The organism is Flavobacterium sp. LC2016-13 (assembly GCF_009707955.1).
GTDB lineage: Bacteria > Bacteroidota > Bacteroidia > Flavobacteriales > Flavobacteriaceae > Flavobacterium.
The window spans coordinates 56,045-79,154 of the sequence record NZ_WMDQ01000003.1; the positions used below are offsets into that span (position 1 = coordinate 56,045).

A 23,110-nucleotide genomic window follows, 5' to 3' on the forward strand; every position below is an offset into this window, starting at 1 on the left:
CGAAAATTCAGGTTAAAAATTTTATTCAAATTTAAAAGTTTAAAATGATTTAAAAAATCTGTGCGAATCATTTTAAACTGTAGCAAAAAAACATTTATTTCTGAGGAAGCAAATCATCTAAATCAGATAATCTGTAGAATTTAAGATCATTAAGTTTCATGTATTTACATATAAACTCCAGTGTTTCTATTTTTGTCTGATAATTTTCGGTTACGTTTTTGACTGGTTTATGTCCGCACAAAAGCAAAATCCTATTGTGTTTTTTAGCATAATCCAATAATTCTAAAACGTACGGAATACTAAAATGAACATGACTATTATCGATATCAAAAGCAAATACAATTTTCGAATTATTAAAATAACTGTCTTGCTTTTCCGGAAGTTCGCCTCCAAAAGCTCTTCCTCTAATAATCCTATATTTTGTAGACAAAGCTTTATCAAGTTCGTCTGATCTTTCTCCGTAAGGATATGCAAATGAAGTCGCTTTAAAAGAAAGCTTTTTCATAGAGGTAATCATTGGGTCTATTTCCTGATTCATATAAGCATGAATGCCATTTTGCTGAACAAATTTTACAGCATTATAATGATGATAGCCATGACCGGCAATTTCATGTCCTTCTTTTTGCATTTCAAGAAGTTTTTTTATTTGGGGAGCTCCAATAGAATCAATTCTGCAAACATTAAAAGTCGCTTTCCATCCGTATTTTTTCAAAGCCTGATCTGCTTCAAACCATTCATCAACATACGCATCATCAAAAGATAAAATTACGCCTGCCTTATAAGTTTTTGGCTCTGGTTTTTGTTTTTTGGTGTCGCAGGAAAAAGAAGTAACCAATATTAAAAATAGCATTGTTTTAGTAAAGAATAGCTTCATAAATGTAAATTTCGATTAAGATAAACGACCATATAAAATTCAAAATGAAAAATACATCATTTTTTAATTTTAAAGATACATATTTCATTAATTAAAATTCATTTTCATTCTTATTTATAACAAACAGTTGCTTATTTAATATAAGATTTTATTAAGCTTTATCAAAAAATAACTTAACTTGTAAAAGTTTCAATTTTACAAATAAAATGTTTTTATGTCAGGATCTACAGAATCCCTTGAGGAATTTTACAAGCAAAAATTTAAGGATCTATCAGAGAATTTTAAAAAAGATATCGGACAGTTTAATGTGTTTCGTATTGAAGACAGAATCGCTGAAGGTGTGACGTCTCCATCTTATATTAGAAGAGATTTCTATAAAATTATGCTGTTTCAGGGTAAAAATGTCTTTCATTATGCCGATAAAAGTATTGAGGTAAGCAATAATACTTTGCTGTTTTTTAATCCTCGTGTTCCTTATACTTATGATGTCCTTGACCCTGATACAAAAGGTTATTTTTGTGTTTTTAAAGAGGAGTTCTTTCATGAAAGTTTCCGAATTAACCTTAATGAATTGCCTTTATTCAGTACCGGTACTGTACCTGTTTTTAAACTAGATCCGGCACTCAATTCTGAAGTTGAAAGCATTTTCAAAAAGATTTTTAATACTTTAAACACAGACTATATTTATAAATATGAATTAATTAAAAGCTACGTTAGTGAATTAATTTATCTTTCGATTCAACTTAAACCTATTGAAGAAGTTTTTCAGCATCCAGATGCCAGTTCCAGGATTACGACTTTGTTTATTGAATTGCTCGAACGTCAATTTCCTATTGACTCGACTTTACAGCGTTTCGAATTGCGTTCTCCCAAAGCCATTGCAGATCGACTTTCTATTCATGTAAATTATTTAAACAGAGCTGTCAAAAAACATAGCGGCAGAACCACGACAGAACATGTTTTTGAAAGATTAATTGCAGAGGCAAAAATATTATTAAAACACACCAATTGGAATATTGCAGAAATTAGCTATGTCCTTGGATTTGAAGATCAGGCTCATTTTAATAAATTTTTCAAAAAAAACACCAAAGTAAATCCATCTGCCTTTAGGCAGGTTTGAATTTGACAATAATTGGTTTGATTACAACAAAATCCTAAACTCATGACAACTCTATCTTTGCCTAAAAATAGAAAACATGAAAAAAACAAAAGTTTGGTATATTACAGGAGCATCTAAAGGAATGGGATTATCAGTAACGAGACAATTATTAAAAAAAGGATACTTCGTTGCTGCAACTTCGAGATCAATTGCTTCATTCGAACAGTTTAAAGAGTATGGAGATCATTTTCTTCCACTTGAAGTAGATTTAAAAAGTGAAATTTCGATCGCAGCATCTTTTAAAAAAGTACACGAAAAATTCGGCCAACTGGATGTTGTCATAAACAATGCAGGTTATGGCTTAGGTGGTGCACTCGAAGAACTTACAACTGAAGAAATCATTGAAAATTTTGAGGTTAATTTTTTTGCGGTTGTCAGAGTCGTTCAACAATCCTTGCCTTATTTAAGAAAACAACGCTCAGGACATATTATTAATATTTCTTCTATAGCAGGTTTTGCTCCGGGATCAGGATGGTCAATGTATTGTGCTGCTAAATTTGCAGTTAGCGGCTTATCAGAGGCTCTTGCTAATGATTTAAAACCATTAGGCATAAATGTTACTAATGTTTTACCAGGATGGTTTAGAACCAATTTTGCCAATGCAGACGCTATAGCCTACAACAAAAACCAGATTGATGATTATAGTTATCTACGTGAATCTCGTAAAAAAATGAATAATATGGATGGTGTTCAGCTTGGAAACCCGGATAAAATAGCAGATACATTTTTGGAATTAACAAATAGCCAAAATCCCGCTGTTAATTTATTTTTAGGAAGTGATGCTTATAATCGTGCAAAAAATAAATTGCAACAAACAAATGATGAAATGGCTATCTGGAAAGATGTATCTCACTCTACTGATTTTTAACTTTTGGAATTTTTTGTTTTTTTGCGAGAGGTCATACTTTTAATTACTTTTATAATCTATAACTTGAGTAGTTTCGACTGAATTATAAAGAAATAAGACTCTTGATTAAAAACACGCCAATTATATTCACTTATGAATAAAGTATTATTAGTTGAAGACGATCCGAGAGTTGCCTCTTTTATTACAAGAGGACTCGAAGAACATCTTTATGAGGTTAAAACAATTACAAAAGGTTTTGATGCCATAAAAGAAGTTATGGAGAATGAATATAATATTATTATTCTCGATATTATGCTTCCGGATATTACAGGATTTGAAGTTTGTGAAGTTTTAAGAAGCAGAAAAATAATCGTACCAATTCTTATTTTGAGCGCGCTCGATACGCCGCACGAAAAAGTAAAAGGTTTGCAAGCCGGAGCCGATGATTATCTGGCCAAACCTTTTTTGTTTGAAGAATTGCTGGCGAGAATAAATGCGCAGCTTCGTCGTGCTGAATTTAGCAACGGAATTCTCGATTTTCAGTCGTATGCCGGAGTCGAAATTAATATGAAAGAACAAAGCGCTTCAAGAGACGGAAAAGAACTAAACCTGTCCTCGAGAGAATTGAAGCTTTTGATCTTTTTTATGAAAAACCGTGAAAAAGCTTTATCCCGAATTGAAATTGCACAAGCGGTTTGGAATATCGATTTTGATACTACATCAAATACTATCGATGTTTATATTAATTATTTAAGAAATAAAATAGATAAAAACTTCCCTACTCCATTGATTCATACTATAAAAGGAACAGGATATATGCTCAAACAAAAGAGTTATGAATCTTAAAAATAAGTTAGCCGTTAATTCTACTTTACTTTTTGCTTTTATAGTCGGACTTCTTATGGCCGGATCTTTTTTATTGTTCAGAAGTCACATGAAAGATCTTTATTTTGATAATCTTGAAGATCATGCAATGACAACGGCTCTTTTTTATTTTGAAAAAGATGAGATAAAAGAAATTAGCAGCGAGCGTTATCGTCAAATTGAACTGCAGTATAATAGAATCAATAATGAATCGATACGGGTTTATGACGCGAAAACAAAAAAGCTTTTTTTACAAGATAATATTGGTATTACATTAAGTGATCAATATTTAAACGCTATCAGAAAAAACAAAATTCAAACCTTTACGATAAACAACAGGCAGTTTGTCGGGTTATTTTATAAAGACAATCAGGGCGATTTTATCATTGTTGTTTCAGGAATCGATCGTGCCGGAAACAGACAGCTTGAAATACTTGGGTTTATGTTTATTCTGTTTTATTTGGCTGGAATTCCTTTAAATTATCTTTTAGGAACTTTTTTAGCCAAACAAACATTCCGACCTTTTACAGAAGTGATTGCGAAAGTAAATACCATAACAACCGAAAATCTTCATTCGAGATTAGAAGTTCCGCAAACGAATCGTAAAGATGAAATTAAAGAATTGGTTACCACTTTCAATTATCTTTTAGAGAGATTGGAAAGTGGCATTATGATTCAGAATAATTTCCTAAAAAACGCTTCGCACGAATTAAAAACGCCGCTTACTATTATTATTGGTGATATCGATGTTTCGCTGCAACAGCCAAGAACGAACGAACAATACGAAGAAATATTAAAATCACTGCGAAAAGATACTTTACATCTTAAAGCAACTTTAGAAGGACTTTTGGTTTTATCGGGATTGGAACTTTCTGAACCGCAACAAATGGAAACCATCAGAATAGATGAAATATTATGGAATGTTCTGGAGAAAAAAGCCATCGAATATCCGGAATCTAAAGTTGCTGTAAATCTTAATGAAATTGCAGAGCATGAAGATTTGCTTTCTGTTTACGCCAATAAACACATGCTTTTTATTGCCTTGTATAACTTATTGGATAATGCCATAAAATTTTCATTACCTGAACAGGTTAATGTTTTTGCACTTTCAGAAAAAGGCAAACTTCTTATAAAGATTACCGATAAAGGTCCCGGAATTTCTGAAAGTGATAAAGATTCTATTTTTGATCTTTTTTTTAGAAATGATAATACGCGTCATATTCAAGGACAAGGATTAGGGCTTTTTATAACGATGCAAATTCTCAAACTTCATAATATTACTTTACTGGTAGATTCTGAACTCGGAAAAGGCACTTCGTTTTCTTTGGTATTTCCTTAAATATCGGGCAAAGAGAATTGAGTAAAGTTTTTTTTCTCTCGCAGATTTTGCAGATTAAACAGATTTTTTTTCTTCTCAAATTTTATAAAAATTTAAAATTATATCTGCCCAATCTGCAAAATCTGCGAGAGAGAAAATTCAACACATCCTAAAAAATAAAAATCAGTTTAAATCTGCCTAAATCTATCTAAATCTGCGTGAAAAATTCGTAAGCATTAATATCGTTTTTCGCAATCGGTAACATTTGCTTAACACTCTAATCTTTTTCTAATCTACTTTAAATACAACTCTAATCTACTATTTTAGAGAGTTTTACATAAACTATTGATTTTAAAGCGATAAATCTGTTTTAAGAAAATAACATCTTCTTGATTTTAAATTAACAATGAATTGTTTTATGATTTTAAGTTAACAAAAGCGTTAAATCTGATTGAAACAAAGGGAGTTTCTTTGTCAAATAAAAACTAAAAACAACATGACAAAACTAAGACTCTTTTTTTCGGCTTTAATGCTTCTCGTTATGGGAAACATTTTTGCCCAAATTACAACCTCTTCTTTATCTGCAAAGGTTAACGATGGTACAAGCCCTCTTATCGATGCAGAAGTTACTTTAACACATTTGCCTACCAACTCAGTTTACAGAGCTGTAACGGATAAACAAGGTAGATTTAGTTTCGAAAATTTAAATGCCGGTGGCCCTTACGAACTGGAAATAAAAAGTAAAGACACCAAAGATTATTCTAATGCCCAAATATTTTTAGCTCTTGGCGACAATGATTTACCAACAATTGTAGTTAGCAAAGCTGATAATAATGTATTGGAAGAAGTGGTGATTACAAGTTCTAAACCTTCTTCTAAAAACAACGGGACTAATATTAATGAAAAACAAGTAAATGGTCTTCCGTTAATCAACAGAGGAATTCAGGATGTTACAAAACTGGTTCCGCAGAGTTCTAACAACTCTTTTGCAGGAACCAATTTCAGATACAATAACGTAACTATTGACGGTTCGATAAATAATGATGCGATTGGTTTCAGTCCTTCTTTAGGAGGTCAGTCGGGAACTTCCGGAATGCCGGGAAGCAGTACAAGATCTAATTCTATCAGTTTAGATGCGATACAGGATATTCAGGTTTATATTGCTCCTTACGATATTAAATTAGGAAACTTTTTAGGCGGAAGTGTAAATGCCGTAACAAGAAGCGGTACAAATGAAGTAAGCGGATCTATTTATAGTTATGGTAGAAATGCAGCTCTTACAGGTCCAAATAATGCTGGTGACGGTTCTAAAATGCCAAGTTCTTTTGGTGATTATCAGGTAGGTTTTAGATTGGGATTGCCAATTGTAAAAGATAAATTATTCTTTTTTACAAATATGGAATATGCTGAAAGAACTGACCCATTGTTTTACAACGCCGGATCAACAGATTCAAGCGGAAAATTAACTTCTTTAGTGGATAACGCTACTGCAGAACAAATTTCAAGTTTTGTAAAAGCTAATTACGGATTTGATCCGGGAAGTTATGGTTCTTATAATAACTTTGCAAAAAGCCAAAAATTCTTCAATAAGTTAGATTGGAAAATTAATGACAAACATTCTCTTTCGTTAAGAAACAACACCGTTATTTCTCAAGCTTCTAATTTGGAGCGTGATGCTGCAAATTTCAGGTTTTCAAGTATGGATTTTACGCAAAAAAACCAATCTATTAGTACTGTTTTAGAATTAAAAAGTCATTTTAACAGTCAGTGGTCAAACTCATTCATTGCCAGTTATTCTGCCATTAAAGATTATCGTGACCCAAAATCAAGCAATGTTATGTTTCCCCAAGCAGAAATTGGTTATAACGGAGGAACTATTTTCTTAGGAAATGATCGTGAAGCTACTGTTTTTAATATGAAACAAAACACAGCTGAAATCACTGACAATCTTACTTATAAAACCGGAAACCATACTTTATTGTTTGGTACGCACAATGAATTCTATGACATTAATTACGGATTTGTAAATGCGCTTAACGGAAGAGTTTCATATAAATCTTTAGATGATTTCTACAACAAACTTCCTACTCGTGTTCGTGGAACGTATCCTTTTGATGGTTCTACAAGAGATGATATTTTTAATAATCCCTATGCTAAATTCAAAGTAAACCTTTATAGTTTTTATGTACAGGATGAGATTAGAATTGGAAACAAATTGAAAGTTACGCCTGGTGTGAGAATTGATTATACTGATTTGCCAACAAAACCAAACTTAAGTTCGCAAGTACAAAATTCTCCTGCTGATCCTAATTATGGTACAACATATTCTTATACGCCATTAAATCAGATAAAAAACAACTTTTTTAGTACAGCTTTAGTTTCTCCAAGAATAGGATTTACTTATAATGTAGACGAAGATAAAACGCTTGTTTTAAGAGGTGGATCTGGAGTATTTACAGGTAGAATTCCGTTTGCATGGTTAGGATATGCTTATTATAATGATGGAGTTGGTTACGGAAGTTATGATAAAAATAACTTAACTGCGGCGCAAGTTACAGCTGCCGGAGATCCTTTGGCAAACAACGGATTAAATGGATATCACGATGCAACACCAAAAGTGCAGGCAGATTTAGTTGATAATAAATTTAAAATGCCGGCTGTTTTAAGAAACTCTCTTGCGATTGATAAAATCATCGACGGATATAAATTTACGACTGAAGGTATTTATACAAAAGTAATTCGTGATCTTGAATTTCAACAAGTAAATAAAACGGATAACCCAACTTATTTTTCTTATGATACCAATCACCAAATGCCAATTTATGCGGCTAATATAAATGCTGCTTTTTCAAATGCTTATTTATTGTCAAATACAAATAAAGGATACCGATACAGCATTACTGAGATGATCTCAAAAACGTATGATTTTGGTCTTAACTTTATGGTTGCTTATACTTATGGAGATTCTCGAGATGTTACAAACGGAATTCGTAACTCTATGGAAAGTAACTTTCAAATGAACCAGTCATTGACACCAAATGATCCTCAATTGGCAACTTCTAACTTTAATATCAAACACAGAATTGTTTCTAATGTAGGATATGCTTTAAAATTGGCTGACAATAATACTTTCTCTGCAAATGTATATTTTAATGCTCAATCAGGAAATCCGTTTTCATGGGGATTTGTAAACTCAACAATTGCCGGAACAGGACAAGCAGCAGGATTGGCTTATGTCTTTAAAGATGCAACAGAAGCTGCTAAATATATTGGAGTAAGTTCTACTGGAGTTCCTTCAGCAACTGCGGCACAACAAGTTGCAGATTACGAAGCTTTTATTAACGGAAATGATTATTTGAAAAGCAGAAGAGGAAACTTCACAGAAAGAAATGGCGACACTACACCATGGAACATTCAGGCTGATTTGAAATTAATGGATGAAATTAAAGTTTCAAAAGTAGGAACATTCCAGATTTCATTTAGCATGGCCAATATCGGAAACCTTATCAATAAAGATTGGGGAAGAAGTTATTTTGTTCCAAACACATATAATTCAACAGCAAATTTAGGTTTAACAAAATCAGGAAATTTAGGCGGAGTTGCTACTGGCGATCCAACATATACTTTCCAAAAACCTACATCATCACCTTACACTGTAGATCAATTAGCCTCAAGATTTCAAGGACAACTTGGAGTTAGGTATTCGTTCTAGAGATTGTGTTTTATTTTATTTTTTTAATCGTCCCCCAGTTTCTTATCGCTTGAAACTGGGGGACTTTTAAATTAGAATCTATCCAAGTTCATTACTTTACTCCAGACGGCTATAAAATCATTTATAAACTTCTCTTTTGCATCTGCACTGGCATATACTTCGGCAATAGCTCTTAATTCAGAATTAGATCCAAAAACCAAATCGGCACGAGTTCCTGTCCATTTTAGCTGATTAGTAGTACGATCACTGCCGGAATAAATTTCTTTGTCTGACGATAAAGCCTGCCATTTTGTATTCATGTCCAGCAGGTTTACAAAGAAATCATTTGTAAGTTGTCCGGGACGATTTGTAAAGACTCCGTTTTTTGAACCATCTGTATTAATTTCAAGCACTCGCAATCCGCCCAAAAGCACGGTCAGTTCAGGAGCCGTAAGCGTTAACAAATGAGCTTTATCAATTAGCAGTTCTTCTGTAAATACAGCAGATTTACTTTTTCTGTAATTTCGAAATCCATCAGCTTTAGGCTCTAAAAAGCCAATTGATTCAATATCGGTTTGTTCTTGTGAGGCATCCATACGTCCTGGGAAAAAAGGAACGGTAACTGGACTTCCTGCATCTTCTGCTGCTTTTTCTATACTTGCACAGCCGGCTAAAACTATTAAATCTGCTAATGAAACTTTTTTACCATTTTGTTGTACAGTATCAAATTCTCTTCGAATTGCTTCAAGTTTATCTAAGACATTTTTAAGTTGGGCAGGATTATTAACTTCCCAGTCTTTTTGCGGAGCCAATCGTATGCGGGCACCATTGGCACCGCCGCGTTTATCAGATCCTCTAAATGTTGATGCAGACGCCCACGCAGTTTGAACCATTTGGGATACACTTAATCCTGATGCTCTTATTTTTTTCTTTAATTCACTTATGTCATTTTCATCTATCAGCACATGATCAACTTTAGGAATTGGATCCTGCCATAATAATTCTTCCTGAGGAACATCTGTTCCCAAATAACGGGCACGTGGCCCCATATCGCGATGTGTGAGTTTAAACCATGCACGTGCAAATGCATCTGCAAACTCATCAGGATTTTCAAGGAAGTGACGTGATATTTTTTCGTAAACAGGATCTAATCGTAACGATAAATCTGTCGTCAGCATTGTTGGCAAATGTTTTTTGTTGCTATCAAAAGCATCCGGAATAATTGCTTCTGCATTTTTAGCCACCCATTGATGTGCGCCTCCGGGACTTTTAGAAAGTTCCCATTCAAAACCAAATAAATTTTCAAAAAAGTTATTACTCCATTGTGTTGGCGTTTTTGTCCAGATAACTTCCAATCCACTTGTAATTGCGTCGGCACCTTTGCCAGAACCAAAACTATTTTTCCAGCCAAATCCTTGTAATTCTAAATCTGCTGCTTCAGGTTCTTTCCCTACATGATCAGAAGGAGCAGCTCCGTGGGTTTTTCCAAAAGTATGACCACCAGCAATTAATGCAACTGTTTCTTCATCGTTCATGGCCATGCGTCCAAAAGTATCCCTTATATCTTTTGCCGCAGCAATAGGATCGGGATTACCGTCAGGACCTTCCGGATTTACATATATAAGTCCCATTTGAACAGCGGCCAGTGGTTTTTCCAGATTTCTCGAGTGTATGTCACCATCGGCATTATCATCAGATGCCACAACGCCATGCTCTTTTGGTACACCTTCTGAACCGTGTCCGTAACGAATATCTCCTCCAAGCCATACATTTTCAGCTCCCCAATAAACGGCTTCATCAGGTTCCCATACATCTTCTCGCCCTCCTGCAAAACCAAATGTTTTAAAACCCATCGATTCTAAAGCAATATTTCCTGCAAATATCATTAAATCAGCCCACGAGATTTTTTGTCCATATTTTTGTTTAATTGGCCATAACAATCTACGTGCTTTATCTAAACTTACATTATCAGGCCAACTGTTTAGCGGCGCAAAACGCTGCTGTCCGGCTCCTGCACCACCTCGGCCGTCACCTACTCTATATGTGCCCGCACTGTGCCATGCCATTCGAATAAACAAACCGCCATAATGACCAAAATCAGCAGGCCACCATTCTTGTGAGTCGGTCATAAGAATATGTAAATCTTTCTTTACCGCTTCAAGATCAAGTTCATTAAATGCCTGAGCATAATTAAAATCTTTATTCAGAGGATCTGATAGTGGTGAATGCTGTCTAAGAATATTAATTTTTAGTTGATTTGGCCACCAATCCCGATTTTTTGTTCCGTTTCCTGATGTATTACTTGTACCATCGTTATGAAAGGGACATTTGCTAATTTCATTATTACTCTCCATAATTGTCATTTTTAAGATTACGTAGATTACTAATTTTCAATTAATTGTAATCAAAAATACTAATTAATAAAAAAAGTTGTATAGCAATTAAATATTAAATTATTTTATTTCTATAGAAAAAATCTATAATCAGCATTTTAGATCTTTTGGGCAAACAATCAATTCAATTAGCTTAGCATAAAATGATAATTATATAATTCTTGATTTAAATTTTATAAAAAAATATTTATCGCCTATTTTATTTTTGGACATATCAATAATTTAAATTAAATATTATGGACACAAAAAATGCAAATCAAAATGCCATCAAAAAAAATGATGACACTGATAAAAAAGCTGATGGTTCCAAAAATACAAACCATAAATCAGCTAAAAATTCTGAAAAAACAGGAAATAAAAAGGACGCGAAAAAATAATTTCTGAATCAGAAAATTATGAATCGCATAGTAGCAATTGTCCGGGAGACAATTTTTAAAAGATTTAAGAAATCTAAATTACCTGCTGATTATAATACGCAGACTGTAGAAGAATTTATAAGCGATGATCCAAATCATAACCAAAATAAAGATGTAGATCCGGCAGAAAATTTAGAGGGCAAAAATGAACAAAAATAAAATGCATTTTATTTTTGTTCATTTTAGAACTATTATTTATAAAATCGTTTTTAACGTTTTATAGAATTGCAAGATGGCTTATGTATAGAATATCTCACAAAAGATCACTCATAATTTTATATCATGGAAAATACAGCAAATACAGAAACTACAAATCAATCAATAGAAAATACAATTAATTATTACCCTTCAGTTTATTTTGTATGCGCCGGACTAGGAACGTTAGCAATTGGATCAGCTTTAAAAATGCTGGGACAAAATCAGATAGGTTCTACTATTAGAAAATTTACAATACCGCTAATGGCAATTGGTTTATACAAAATAGTATCAAATAATTCTTCGACTAATTCTTCAACGAAAAACACAGAAGAAACAATTGAAAAAGAAAATGAAAATAAACCAGAATAATTAAGAATTGTACTTCCCTTATTCACGTTCTTTTAAAACTATTTTTTTGAGTTATACTACTTAATTAATGATTACGCTACTAATCAATAAAGGGATATTGGAAGTACATTCTTTCTTTTAATAAATATATTAAAATAATAAATTCGATCTTTTACTTATATGTGCTTCCTTGTTTTTCAACAATATTTTTGCTGATATTTAATAAAGCTGAAGACTTGGAAGTACATTCTTTTAACTACCAAATTTTAAAAACTGAAGTGTTTCATTATACAATTGATAACGGCTTTTTTCAAGGTGCATAACATGAGTTCCTTTTTTGATCACAATGTATTTTTTATAAGGTACATTTTCTAAGGAAGAAAATAATTTTTCATCATCGGCATTATTTGGGTATTTATCCCATTCACCTCTTACTACTAAAGTTGATACTTTTATATCAGCAGGATTATAATAAGGCTTATTGTGTAATAAATCTTCGACATCTTGTGATGGTCCTGATGGAAAACGAACACTTTTCAATTTATATTTTTCAGCTAAAGGATCTGACTTTAGCCAGATATTGCCCCAATTTTTAAATATTTCCGGTTCTAATTGACAACTCTTTTTTTCAGGTGTTAAAGCTTTCATTGCATTTATTCTTTCTTCAGGCGTCATCAATTCAAAAGAGCTTTCTATTTTTTCAGTTGCAGAAGTATCATCTCTTTGGGTTATAGCAGCAAATAAAACCAATTTAGAAACTTTATCAGGAAATTTTGCTGCATAAAGAGCTGCAACAGAACCGCCCCACGAGTGACCAATTAAATACACTTTTGTTTTGCCAGTTCTTTTTATAATTAAATCAACTGCTTTATCTACATCTTGACAAACATCAAAAACTCTTCCAACGGGTTTAGCTGTTGCTGAATTTGTTTCCATTTCAGGATAACGATCTGCATTTCCATAACCTAAAAAATCAAGCGCATACACATCATATCCATTTTCTGACATGTTATCAATCCATGAATAATTGTTCATCTTAAAACCAAAAGACAAAGCAGAACCAAATGAAGAGCCATGCAAAAAAAGAATAGCAAAGTCATTTGAAGCAACAGTAGATTCTTTATGTATTAAAGCAATTTTTAGTCCTGAAATATGGCTTTCAGTTTTCAATATTTCATAGTCAGGATTGTTTTGGGCATTCATTGCTGTTGTAAAAAAGGCCAACGATAAGAAAGTGGTAATTTGTTTCATTTTCAGTTTTTTATAAATGCAAAGTTTAAAAAACAGAACCTTTGACAGTTCATTTTATATTGAACTATAAACTGCTAAAAACCTTGCTAATAAATTAAGATTGTATCTACTGAAATTTCGATTTATAAAACTGTAAATCATATAATTACAAAGTAATTTATTATAAAAAAAAATCATGCAACATTTATATATTTAATCATTATAAACAATTAAACTTTACTATTATGAAAACTTCAAACAATAAAAAAAATACTGACAATGCTAAGTCAGCAGAAAAGAAAAATTATAAAAAAGAAACTGAATCTGAGAACAGTATCAAATCTAAATCTGATATAAAAAAGGGGGTGATGAGAAACAAAATCAAGAAGCAAAATTAAAACAACATCATTTAAATTCTTCTTTATATCATTCAATTACCATTATAAATTCCCCTGAAATTAATCGAAATTCCAGACGCAAAAGCAATACTCTTAAGTGGGATGATGAAGATGATTTTGATGAAAGGACTGATCAAACTTCTTAAATCATTTAATCAATGAAAATCAATTTTGAAAGCCGTATAAAAAAGTAGCGGCTTTTTTTTTATCCATATTATAAAATTTTAAGATTTATATTTAAAACATGGGAATTATGTAACAAAAAATAAAAATTATGTAAATATGATTTTAAGTGTGATTTTACATTTACTAATGTTAAAAGAAAAAGATTATAAAAATATTGAGAATAAGAAACTAAAAAAATAAGAATTATTCTCGTCTTTTTTTATTGCAATTTTATAAATCAATCCATATTAAATTGTTATGCCTAAGATTATACACGTGATAAAAAAGAAAACTATGTGTCATCTGTCAGATTCGCTGACAACCAAAATAATGAATTAATTTACCAGTAATTTTAAAAAAGCTTGTTTTATAACAAGCTTTTTTTACCATCAAAATCAAAAAACATGCAAAAAAATCTTACGCTCTCTTTTCTACTCTTATCTAATGCAACAATTGTATCATTATTCTGCAGAATAAGTAACCCTGCAATTGTATCTCATTTACCATAAAATCAATATGAAATATAAAAACATATTACAAATCGATGACGATGATGATGATTGTGTCTTTTTTTTAGAAGCACTGAAAGAAGTTTCTACTGCAGCTTATACAGCTATTCATAATCCCGTTCAGGCTTTAGGTCAGCTTATTAATAAGGAAATACGACCCGATCTAATTTTTCTTGACATTAACATGCCTGTTATGAATGGAATGGAATTGCTGGCTGAAATTAAAAAAAATGAGCCTCTTAAAAATATACCTGTAATCATATTTTCAACATCGATACCTTTTGAGATAAAAAGCAAAGTGAATGATCTTGGTATTTTAGATTATTACATTAAACCAAATGATTTTGGTGTTTTGAAAATGCTATTAAAGAATCTAATATAAAAGACCTATGTCTCTTCTTGATAATAATCTGATTAAAGTAGAATTCATTGCTTTTATTTAAGAATATCCTTTGAGTGAAGCAATAAATAATTTCTTCATAATACTGATTTTTAAGTGATTAAAATAAAAACTTTTATAAGACTAAATTTTTAAAAAGATTCAATTCAAAATTTTATATTTTTGAAAATAATGCTTACGTCTTTTCCATTCATAAAAAGGCTTTTTTAAATGTAAAAGACTTCATACCTTTGATATTAATATTTTTTTTTCAATGAAATTTTCTGAAAATAAGGAACCACAAAAAACAATCCAGGATTTTCCCGTAGTTGGTATTGGCGCCTCTGCCGGGGGATTAGATGCATTTAAAAAAATTCTTAAAGCGATACCAAAAAATTCAGGAATGGCATACGTCATTGTACAGCATTTATCTCCTGATTACCCAAGTATGCTGACTGAAATTTTATCTCAAAGCGCTGAAATTCCAGTTCATGAAATCATTAATGATATTAATCTTTCTCCCAACCATATTTATATTATTCCCGAAAATAATAATCTAATTGCTCAGGATGGTATTCTAAAATTACAGAAAAGAACACGCAATGACAGAAATGCCAGTATAGATATCTTTTTTGAATCTTTGGCACATGTTCATAAAAGTTTTGCCATTGGTGTAATTCTTTCCGGTACCGCTTTTGATGGTACTTTTGGATTAAAAAAAATAAAAGAACTGGGCGGGGTAACTATTGCACAGGATCCCGAGACCGCTTCATTTAAAGGAATGCCGCAAAGTGCTATCGACGCTGATGTTGTCGATTATATATTGCCTCCCGAACTTATACCGGAGCAATTATTACAAATACAAAAAAGTTATACGGTTAATCACGCATACGGTGACGAAGAACATATTCCAAAAAATGAGGAAGAGACTTTACATCAAATCCTAAATCTTGTTTATTTAAGAACGGGAAATAACTTCAGTCATTATAAACAACCTACAATAAGACGACGCATCGCCAGAAGAATGGTTGTGGTTCACAAAGAAACTTTACAAGATTACTATCATTGGCTTAGAAATGATAAAACAGAACAAGATCATCTGTTTAATGATTTTCTAATTCCTGTTACTTATTTTTTCAGGGATACTTCATTTTTTGAATCATTGCCGGAACTTATTTTTCCGCAATTAATTCAAAATACAACAAATAACAATTTACGTATTTGGGTTGCAGGATGTGCAACCGGTGAAGAGGCATATTCACTAGCCATAAGCATTCATGAATTCCTGGTTAAAAGAAACAATAAAGATATAAAGGTTCAGATTTTTGCTTCGGATATTTCAGAAAAATGCATTACTAAAGCGCGAACCGGTATTTATTCTGAGCAGGATGTACAACATGTTTCTCCGATGAGACTTCAAAATTATTTTACAAAACGCGATGGACATTATCATATCAATAAAACGATACGCGATATGTGCATCTTTGCGGTACATAATTTTATCAAAGATCCTCCATTTGCCAGAATAGATTTAATATCCTGCAGAAATGTATTGATTTATCTGGATGCCTTTTTACAAAATAAAGTTTTAGGATCATTTCATTATTCTTTGAAGGAAAAAGGAATATTATTTCTTGGAAAATCAGAAACAACAACCAATGCACAAAACTTGTTTGAACCCATTGGAAGAAATGAAAAAATATACACACGCAAATTTACTCCTTCACGTTATGTACCCGAAGCTTTTAAACCTTCAAGTAATAGTACACGTGAAAAAACAGAAATAATTGTAAAGAGAAATCTGCCTGAAGTAGATTTTAGAAAAATTGCTTCTGATATTTTATTTTTAAAATATACTCCGGCAAGTGTAATTATAAATGAACATCTCGAAATTGTTCATTTTCATGGCGATACAAGTTATTTTTTATTGCCATCGCCTGGTAAACCTAATTTTAATGTTTTAAAAATGGCTCGCGAAGGTATCAGTTTTGCACTTCGTAATGCTATTTTAAAAATAAAAAAGGATAAAAAAACAGTTATTAAAGAAAATATAATTGTTAAAGACCAGCCTTATATCGCATCATTTGAAGTACTTACTATTCCAAATGACGAAGAACATATTATGATCCTTTTTCACAAAAAACCAATTCCTGAATTGGAAAGTGAAGGCAATATAAAAAGAAAGAGTTCAGATCAGCTTCGTATTACTGAACTTGAAAATGAATTGTCCCAGTTGCGTGAAGATATTAAAAGGGTTACAGAAGAGCAACAGACTGCATTTGAAGAATTACAAACTACAAACGAAGAATTATTAAGCAGTAGTGAAGAACTACAGGCTATGAATGAGGAACTCGAAACTTCAACTGAAGAACTCCAGTCGAATAATGAAGAATTGATGTGCGTGAATGACGAATTAATGGACCGTCAGGAACAATTAATTTCGATGAGAAATTATTCTGAATCGATTTTTAAAACCATTCGTGAACCTTTACTTATCATTGACAGAGATTTTTTTGTTAAAAGTGCCAATCCTTCATTTTATAAATATTTTCAAACTACAGAAGATCAAATAGAAGGACGTTCATTTTTTGAAATTGGTGATTGTCAATGGAATATTCCGGAGTTTAAAGAGCTTATATTTAAAATACTCAGCGAAAAAACAAACATTGAAGATTTTAAAGTCGATACCATGTGCAAAGGAATCGGCAAAAAAATAATGATGGTAAATGCCCGACGCATACTTAATGCCAAACCTTCAGGCATGATTCTCCTGGCGCTGGAAGATATTACTGAAATTGTTGCAATTAATGAACAGTTGACAATCAAAAATTCAGAATTGCAAAAATACAACGAACAGCTTGAAACATTTAGTTCTGCTGCAAGTCATGATTTACAAGAGCCGCTTCGAAAAATTCACATGTTTTCGCAGCGTATTATTGACAATGAACAAAACTTATCAGAAGCAAGCAAACATAATCTCGAACGAATGCTGTTTGCTGCGGGTAACATGACTCGTTTAATTACCGACCTTATTGATTACTCACGAATTAACTTTGTAGAAAAGGAATATAAAAAAACAGATTTTAATGTGCTTTTGAAGAAAACAATAGCAGATATTAAAGATACTATTTTAGAAAAAAATGCTATTATTAAAGTTGATTCATTTCCTCAGTTAAAAGTAATATCATATCAAATGCAACAGCTTTTTAGCAATTTGATATTGAATGCTATTAAATATACAAAAGATGGTGTGATTCCGGAAATTAGAATTGAAACCGAACAGCCTTCGGTTGATGAAATTTTTGAAATTGGAGGAAGTCAGGACATCAACTACATAAAAATTAACGTAATCGATAACGGAATAGGTTTTGACCAGAAATTTTAATCTAAAATTTTCGAGCCTTTTTATCGCTTACACGATAATAATGATAAATATCATGGTAGTGGTTTAGGCCTTACTTTAGTACAAAAAATTGTAGAGAATCATCATGGCTTTATCACAGTAAAAAGTAAAGTAAATGAAGGAACGACATTTCATATATATTTACCAGTTTTATAAAATCATCAAGAGGTAAATTAATTCCATTTTATAAATTGATTTGCCGTGAAAAAGGCAGACTATATAAGAATTTAAGTAAATTAAAATCTCATCTTTCAAAAAGATACTGAATAAAAAAAACTCCAAAATCAAATGACTTTGGAGTTTTTTAGTTTTGTGCTATATTATAATATTACATTTCGTTCAAATCATTGAATTCGTGTAAAGATTTTAATGTGCTTTCGTAAAATAAAATTGCAGCGATAAGATTTCCTTTATCAGAATAAGGCATCATTTTTCTCTGAAACTCTACTGTAGTATCTAAGAATGCTGATGTACCTACTGCCTGATTGTCTAACACTTTTTTGTGCTCAGAGTCGTCCGGAATACCTAAATCTGCCATCGTTACACCTGGTTTAGTAACCAAAGCAATGTAAGGAAGAGTTTTCACTAAAACTTTAATACGTTCAATGTATAATTCCAAAAGTTCTCCTTTTTGCATACCACTTAATTCTTTTTGATCATGGTATTTGCGGATTAGAGCTGTTGTACTGATAATACTTCTTGGAGCATTTTTTGCTTGTGCTGAAATAGCACCAGTCGTCAAGAAGAAAAGGATGCTTAGTAAAATAATTTTGCTCTTCATATTCTTAAAATATTGGTTGTTAATGTGACAAAAATATACAAATTAACTTAAATTGCAACTTTAATGATTTCTTTTTTTTAAAATAATTTTAACAATTAATTATAAGTTACTCTATTACGTCACCATAAGTAAGAGTATCCTTAGGAATCTCTGAAATTTTATAGTTGTTTTTAATTCCTTCTTCTGAGTTAATTATTCTAAAACGTCCCGGATATTTAATCCATATACTTTTTTTGTTGCCATAATAATCCATAAATTCCTCACAAACAAAAACGGCATGCGCTGTTGACCATGCAACAACTCCACAAAATTCATTTCCGGATTGGCGTTTTAACTTTTGTACTTGTTTGCCTTTTTCGAAACCTAAATATTTATAAATTGTTGGCGTATATACTTCACCATCTTCTAAATCTTCCAGTGCTTTCTCAAAAGTAGCATCCTTGTCAATAATTTGCTTATACTTCGCCATTACTGCGTAGGCCAATATTGCGTAATCTGTTATTTGTTCGCTTTCGCAATTGTCTTTAATAAACACAAAACCCGCAGAAAATCTGGCTTTGTCTATTTCATCACTTTTAAGATCAAATGATGCATTATTTTTCAGGGTTATTTTGTATAAACTTTCGTTTACTTTTTCAGTTACAAAAAGGTTGTCTAATCCATAAACATTTAAAGAAGCTTTGATTAAAGCAATCGAAGAACAATTTGTACGTTCTCCTTGTTTAAAGCTTTCGAATATTTTATCTGAACTCAATTGTGAGTAAGAATTTGAATAAACAAACATTAAAAATAAAAATATTGAAGTAACAGATTTCATTGTCTTTAGATTTTATAATTGTTACCCAACCAATTTTTGGGATATATACATTTTACAAATCTATAAAAATCAAGTCATAGTTTTTTTTTACTTCATAACTTTTATTAAAAAAAATAAAAAGCACTATAAATTTGCCTCTTAACGAACATGTTTTTACTACATCATGATAAATTATTTCATTGGAGTTCTTTTTACAATTCAACTAAATTTTACACCTTTAATTTTACCACTATCTGAGATTTAATTCCTAAATTGGTTATATGAAAACAAATCCGGATGTATTGATTATTGGTGGCGGACTTGCCGGATTGGCAGCGGCTATACATCTATCCAAAAAAGATTTAAAAGTAATCCTGATTGAAAAATCAAATTATCCACGACACAAAGTTTGTGGCGAATATATCTCTAATGAGATTCTCCCCTATCTTCAATGGCTTGGCGCAGATGTTTCAGAACTTAATCCAACGAATATTACTAAGTTTGAATTTACTTCAAATAATGGAAAAGTAGCAAGAGCAAAACTTCCTTTAGGAGGGTTTGGCATTAGCCGATTTGTACTTGATGATTTTTTATATCAAAAAGCATTAGCAAATAATTGTACCATTATTAAAGAAACCGTTACTGATGTTTCTTTCAACAATGACCTATTTACTGTTAGCACTTCAAATCAGGTTTTAACGGCAAAAATAGTATTGGGTGCTTTTGGCAAACGCTCTAATGTAGATCAGGTTTTAGATCGAAATTTCATCACTAAAAAATCACCTTGGTTGGCTGTAAAAGCACATTATTCCGGTAATTTAAGTAATGATCTTGTAGCACTGCACAATTTTAAAGGTGGTTATTGTGGAGTTTCTAAAGTAGAAAACAATAGTATAAACATTTGTTATCTGGCCGATTACGCTACTTTTAAGCAATATAAAAATATTGAAGATTACCAGAAGAATGTACTTTATAAAAACAAACATCTTAAAACTATTTTTGAAAACAGTACGCTTCTTTTTGATAAACCGCTAACTATAAGTCAAATTTCTTTTGATAAAAAACAAGCTGTCGAAAATCATATTTTAATGATTGGCGATACAGCCGGCCTTATTCACCCGCTTTGCGGCAACGGAATGGCAATGGCAATTCATAGCGCAAAAATTGCATCAGAACTTATCTTAGATTATTATTCTGATCAGGAAATGTCTCGCGAGTTATTAGAAAAAAAATATTCCAAAGAGTGGAATAAACATTTTGGAAAGAGAATATTTATGGGCAGGATTCTGGCTCGAATTTTAACTCACAAAACCATTACAAATATGCTAGTTGCAACAGTTGCATCGTTTCCTGGATTATTGCCGGGAATAATAAAACAAACGCACGGCAAACCTATAGCAATCAATTAAATGGTAATAAATACTCAATATAGAACACAGGAAACTGAAATAATGGATGATTTTGCTCTTCAGGGAGAAGAATTAAGAGCAACGCTTGATGAAATTGCAGGAATTAACCAGTTACTTGGCGGAAATAAAGTTACGCTTAATGGAATCAAACGATTATTAAAAAAAACTGATATTCGAAAAACAATAACAATAGCAGATATAGGTTGTGGTAATGGCGATATGTTGCGTATGCTGGCGAAATTCGGCAAAAAAAACAATCTCAATTTTAAACTTATAGGAATAGATGCCAATGATTTTACAATAAATTATGCCAAAAAATTATCAAACGAATATCCAAATATCGAGTATATAAGTGTGGATATTTTTACTGAAAATTTTAAAGCTATAAAATACGATATTGTCTTATGCACCCTTACGCTGCACCATTTTAAGAATGAGGAAATATTAAATATAATTACTACCTTTAATAACAATGCATACATCGGAGTTGTTATTAATGATTTGCATCGAAGCAAACTGGCATATCGCCTTTTTGAATTGATTTGCTTTGTTTTTAATTTAAAACGAATGTCTCGTGAAGATGGACTTGTATCAATATTAAGAGGGTTTAAAAGAGATGAATTAGAGGAATTCTCTAAAAAACTAAATTTAAAAAACTATACAATAAACTGGAAATGGGCTTTTCGCTACCAGTGGATAATTGCTAAAACATGAGCGTAAAAATTATAACTGTTGCCAAGCAACTACCACAATACTCGCGTGAAACGGCTGATATTCTTCCTTTTTTGGATGATTGGCTGGCGGGACAGGATGAACGTTTTATACGAAAAGTAAAAAAAATATTTGAAGGCGCCGCCGTAGACAAACGCTATTCGATAATGGATCCTGAAGAAGTTTTTACAGCAACATCATTTGAAGATAAAAACGATATTTATAGTCGGGAAGTGATTGTTCTGGGCGAGCAGGTTTTACAAAAAGCACTCGAAAAAGCCAATTGGGACCCGCAAACGCTGGATTATATTATTACGGTAAGTTGTACCGGAATTATGATTCCGTCATTAGATGCTTATCTTATTAATAAAATGAAACTGAGACAAGATATTGTGCGTCTTCCTGTAACCGAAATGGGTTGTGCCGCTGGAATATCAGGCATTATATACGCCAAGAATTTTCTACAGGCTAATCCCGGAAAACGTGCTGCTGTAATCGCTGTAGAATCGCCAACGGCAACATTTCAGCTTGACGATTTTTCGATGCCAAATATTGTAAGTGCAGCTATTTTTGGAGATGGAGCTGCTTGTTGTTTACTATCTTCTCACGAAGAAGATAATGGCCCTGAAATACTTAACGAAGAAATGTATCATTTTTATGAGGCTGAACACATGATGGGGTTTAAACTTACCAATACCGGTTTGCAAATGGTTTTGGATATTGAAGTTCCGGATACGATTGCGGCTCATTTTGGAGATATAATTCATCCATTTCTTCAAAAAAACAATTTAGAAATCAAGGATTTAGATCATATGATATTTCATCCCGGCGGAAAAAAAATTGTTACTACAGTAGAAGAACTTTTTTCAGGATTAGGAAAAAATATTGATGATACTAAAGAAGTGCTCAAACAATATGGTAATATGTCGAGCGCCACTGTATTATATGTTTTAGAAAGAATCATGGATGGAAATCCAAAAGCGGGAGAAAAAGGATTGATGCTTAGTTTTGGTCCCGGATTTTCGGCACAACGGGTTTTGTTACAATGGTAAAATTTAATTGTTAATTGTAAATGGTTAATTATTAATTGGATTTAAAATCTGTTTTAGTTCAATATGTAATCCCGCACTTAAAACCGCGGGCAATGTTAAAATAAGTTTATAAAAAAAATCCGTTTGAATCAGCGCTTTCGCGATAGCGAATCCGTAAAATCAGTGTTCA

20 protein-coding genes are annotated in these 23,110 nt (G+C 32.0%); 15 read left to right on the forward strand and 5 right to left on the reverse strand.

The genetic code is table 11. The features are described from left to right. Nucleotides 1-94: 94 nt before the first annotated feature. Nucleotides 95-850: a polysaccharide deacetylase family protein gene (locus tag GKZ86_RS07465; RefSeq protein WP_228526574.1), complete on the reverse strand. Its 756-nt coding sequence runs from the start codon at nt 848-850 to the stop codon at nt 95-97. A 238-nt stretch (nt 851-1,088) separates the two neighbouring features. Here GKZ86_RS07465 and GKZ86_RS07470 point away from each other — a divergent pair, with 238 nt between their 5' ends. The 5 genes from GKZ86_RS07470 (at nt 1,089) to GKZ86_RS07490 (ending at nt 8,774) form a co-directional block, all read left to right on the forward strand. Continuing rightward, on the forward strand, nt 1,089-1,994 hold the full coding sequence (locus GKZ86_RS07470; protein WP_154782488.1) for an AraC family transcriptional regulator: 906 nt from the start codon (nt 1,089-1,091) through the stop codon (nt 1,992-1,994). A 76-nt stretch (nt 1,995-2,070) separates the two neighbouring features. Beyond that, entirely contained in the window at nt 2,071-2,901 is an 831-nt protein-coding gene (locus tag GKZ86_RS07475) for an SDR family oxidoreductase (protein ID WP_154782489.1), read from the forward strand. A 132-nt stretch (nt 2,902-3,033) separates the two neighbouring features. Beyond that, on the forward strand, nt 3,034-3,726 hold the full coding sequence (locus GKZ86_RS07480; RefSeq protein ID WP_154782490.1) for a response regulator transcription factor: 693 nt from the start codon (nt 3,034-3,036) through the stop codon (nt 3,724-3,726). Next, a complete protein-coding gene (locus GKZ86_RS07485) occupies nt 3,716-5,083 on the forward strand; it encodes a HAMP domain-containing sensor histidine kinase (protein WP_194632500.1) in 1,368 nt (455 codons plus the stop codon). Before GKZ86_RS07480 ends, GKZ86_RS07485 begins: the two co-directional genes overlap by 11 nt. Nucleotides 5,084-5,558: 475 nt before the next feature. Next, nucleotides 5,559-8,774, forward strand: coding sequence for a TonB-dependent receptor (locus GKZ86_RS07490; RefSeq protein WP_154782491.1), 3,216 nt, complete (start codon nt 5,559-5,561; stop codon nt 8,772-8,774). A 71-nt stretch (nt 8,775-8,845) separates the two neighbouring features. On the opposite strand, the gene katG is transcribed toward GKZ86_RS07490, so the two are convergent. Next, nucleotides 8,846-11,107, reverse strand: coding sequence for a catalase/peroxidase HPI (gene katG / locus GKZ86_RS07495; RefSeq protein WP_154782492.1), 2,262 nt, complete (start codon nt 11,105-11,107; stop codon nt 8,846-8,848). A 275-nt stretch (nt 11,108-11,382) separates the two neighbouring features. Between katG and GKZ86_RS07500 the strand changes: the two genes are divergently transcribed. From GKZ86_RS07500 to GKZ86_RS07510, 3 genes are all read left to right on the forward strand, one after another. Further along, nucleotides 11,383-11,523 (forward strand): hypothetical protein, encoded by a 141-nt coding sequence (locus GKZ86_RS07500; protein ID WP_154782493.1) that lies wholly within the window; start codon nt 11,383-11,385, stop codon nt 11,521-11,523. 18 nt (nt 11,524-11,541) lie between these two features. Beyond that, the gene (locus GKZ86_RS07505) at nt 11,542-11,721 is read left to right on the forward strand and encodes a hypothetical protein (RefSeq protein ID WP_154782494.1); all 180 of its coding nucleotides are present in this window, start codon (nt 11,542-11,544) and stop codon (nt 11,719-11,721) included. Nucleotides 11,722-11,844: 123 nt separating this feature from the next. Continuing rightward, a complete protein-coding gene (locus GKZ86_RS07510; protein WP_154782495.1) occupies nt 11,845-12,129 on the forward strand; it encodes a hypothetical protein in 285 nt (94 codons plus the stop codon). Nucleotides 12,130-12,360: 231 nt separating this feature from the next. Here GKZ86_RS07510 and GKZ86_RS07515 read toward each other — a convergent pair whose 3' ends face one another. Beyond that, nucleotides 12,361-13,359 carry an alpha/beta hydrolase gene (locus GKZ86_RS07515; protein ID WP_154782496.1) on the reverse strand — a complete coding sequence of 333 codons (999 nt, stop codon included), beginning with the start codon at nt 13,357-13,359 and terminating at the stop codon, nt 12,361-12,363. 224 nt (nt 13,360-13,583) lie between these two features. Between GKZ86_RS07515 and GKZ86_RS07520 the strand changes: the two genes are divergently transcribed. The 4 genes from GKZ86_RS07520 (at nt 13,584) to GKZ86_RS25600 (ending at nt 18,348) form a co-directional block, all read left to right on the forward strand. Further along, a complete protein-coding gene (locus GKZ86_RS07520) occupies nt 13,584-13,736 on the forward strand; it encodes a hypothetical protein (RefSeq protein WP_154782497.1) in 153 nt (50 codons plus the stop codon). A 681-nt stretch (nt 13,737-14,417) separates the two neighbouring features. Beyond that, entirely contained in the window at nt 14,418-14,792 is a 375-nt protein-coding gene (locus GKZ86_RS07525) for a response regulator (RefSeq protein WP_154782498.1), read from the forward strand. Between the two features lie 271 nt (nt 14,793-15,063). Continuing rightward, the gene (locus GKZ86_RS07530; RefSeq protein ID WP_154782499.1) at nt 15,064-18,174 is read left to right on the forward strand and encodes a CheR family methyltransferase; all 3,111 of its coding nucleotides are present in this window, start codon (nt 15,064-15,066) and stop codon (nt 18,172-18,174) included. Nucleotides 18,175-18,180: 6 nt separating this feature from the next. Continuing rightward, the gene (locus tag GKZ86_RS25600; RefSeq protein WP_194632507.1) at nt 18,181-18,348 is read left to right on the forward strand and encodes an ATP-binding protein; all 168 of its coding nucleotides are present in this window, start codon (nt 18,181-18,183) and stop codon (nt 18,346-18,348) included. Nucleotides 18,349-18,520: 172 nt separating this feature from the next. Here GKZ86_RS25600 and GKZ86_RS07540 read toward each other — a convergent pair whose 3' ends face one another. Beyond that, the gene (locus GKZ86_RS07540; protein ID WP_154782500.1) at nt 18,521-18,973 is read right to left on the reverse strand and encodes a hypothetical protein; all 453 of its coding nucleotides are present in this window, start codon (nt 18,971-18,973) and stop codon (nt 18,521-18,523) included. A 106-nt stretch (nt 18,974-19,079) separates the two neighbouring features. Continuing rightward, nucleotides 19,080-19,790 (reverse strand): hypothetical protein, encoded by a 711-nt coding sequence (locus tag GKZ86_RS07545; RefSeq protein WP_228526573.1) that lies wholly within the window; start codon nt 19,788-19,790, stop codon nt 19,080-19,082. 260 nt (nt 19,791-20,050) lie between these two features. Here GKZ86_RS07545 and GKZ86_RS07550 point away from each other — a divergent pair, with 260 nt between their 5' ends. Genes GKZ86_RS07550 through GKZ86_RS07560 form a run of 3 tightly spaced genes read left to right on the forward strand, consistent with a single transcriptional unit; the run spans nt 20,051 to nt 22,941 of the window. Then, nucleotides 20,051-21,178, forward strand: coding sequence for an NAD(P)/FAD-dependent oxidoreductase (locus GKZ86_RS07550; protein WP_154782501.1), 1,128 nt, complete (start codon nt 20,051-20,053; stop codon nt 21,176-21,178). After that, the gene (locus GKZ86_RS07555) at nt 21,179-21,892 is read left to right on the forward strand and encodes a methyltransferase domain-containing protein (protein ID WP_154782502.1); all 714 of its coding nucleotides are present in this window, start codon (nt 21,179-21,181) and stop codon (nt 21,890-21,892) included. Beyond that, nucleotides 21,889-22,941, forward strand: coding sequence for a type III polyketide synthase (locus GKZ86_RS07560; protein ID WP_154782503.1), 1,053 nt, complete (start codon nt 21,889-21,891; stop codon nt 22,939-22,941). The genes GKZ86_RS07555 and GKZ86_RS07560 overlap by 4 nt, the downstream gene beginning before the upstream one ends. The last annotated feature ends 169 nt before the right edge of the window (nt 22,942-23,110 follow it).

Coding starts and splice junctions, on each gene's coding strand:
- GKZ86_RS07465 (WP_228526574.1), bottom strand. CDS start 850: ATGCTATTTTTAATATTGGTTACTTCTTTTTCCTGCGACACCAAAAAA.
- GKZ86_RS07470 (WP_154782488.1), top strand. CDS start 1,089: ATGTCAGGATCTACAGAATCCCTTGAGGAATTTTACAAGCAAAAATTT.
- GKZ86_RS07475 (WP_154782489.1), top strand. CDS start 2,071: ATGAAAAAAACAAAAGTTTGGTATATTACAGGAGCATCTAAAGGAATG.
- GKZ86_RS07480 (WP_154782490.1), top strand. CDS start 3,034: ATGAATAAAGTATTATTAGTTGAAGACGATCCGAGAGTTGCCTCTTTT.
- GKZ86_RS07485 (WP_194632500.1), top strand. CDS start 3,716: ATGAATCTTAAAAATAAGTTAGCCGTTAATTCTACTTTACTTTTTGCT.
- GKZ86_RS07490 (WP_154782491.1), top strand. CDS start 5,559: ATGACAAAACTAAGACTCTTTTTTTCGGCTTTAATGCTTCTCGTTATG.
- katG (WP_154782492.1), bottom strand. CDS start 11,107: ATGGAGAGTAATAATGAAATTAGCAAATGTCCCTTTCATAACGATGGT.
- GKZ86_RS07500 (WP_154782493.1), top strand. CDS start 11,383: ATGGACACAAAAAATGCAAATCAAAATGCCATCAAAAAAAATGATGAC.
- GKZ86_RS07505 (WP_154782494.1), top strand. CDS start 11,542: ATGAATCGCATAGTAGCAATTGTCCGGGAGACAATTTTTAAAAGATTT.
- GKZ86_RS07510 (WP_154782495.1), top strand. CDS start 11,845: ATGGAAAATACAGCAAATACAGAAACTACAAATCAATCAATAGAAAAT.
- GKZ86_RS07515 (WP_154782496.1), bottom strand. CDS start 13,359: ATGAAACAAATTACCACTTTCTTATCGTTGGCCTTTTTTACAACAGCA.
- GKZ86_RS07520 (WP_154782497.1), top strand. CDS start 13,584: ATGAAAACTTCAAACAATAAAAAAAATACTGACAATGCTAAGTCAGCA.
- GKZ86_RS07525 (WP_154782498.1), top strand. CDS start 14,418: ATGAAATATAAAAACATATTACAAATCGATGACGATGATGATGATTGT.
- GKZ86_RS07530 (WP_154782499.1), top strand. CDS start 15,064: ATGAAATTTTCTGAAAATAAGGAACCACAAAAAACAATCCAGGATTTT.
- GKZ86_RS07540 (WP_154782500.1), bottom strand. CDS start 18,973: ATGAAGAGCAAAATTATTTTACTAAGCATCCTTTTCTTCTTGACGACT.
- GKZ86_RS07545 (WP_228526573.1), bottom strand. CDS start 19,790: ATGAAATCTGTTACTTCAATATTTTTATTTTTAATGTTTGTTTATTCA.
- GKZ86_RS07550 (WP_154782501.1), top strand. CDS start 20,051: ATGAAAACAAATCCGGATGTATTGATTATTGGTGGCGGACTTGCCGGA.
- GKZ86_RS07555 (WP_154782502.1), top strand. CDS start 21,179: ATGGTAATAAATACTCAATATAGAACACAGGAAACTGAAATAATGGAT.
- GKZ86_RS07560 (WP_154782503.1), top strand. CDS start 21,889: ATGAGCGTAAAAATTATAACTGTTGCCAAGCAACTACCACAATACTCG.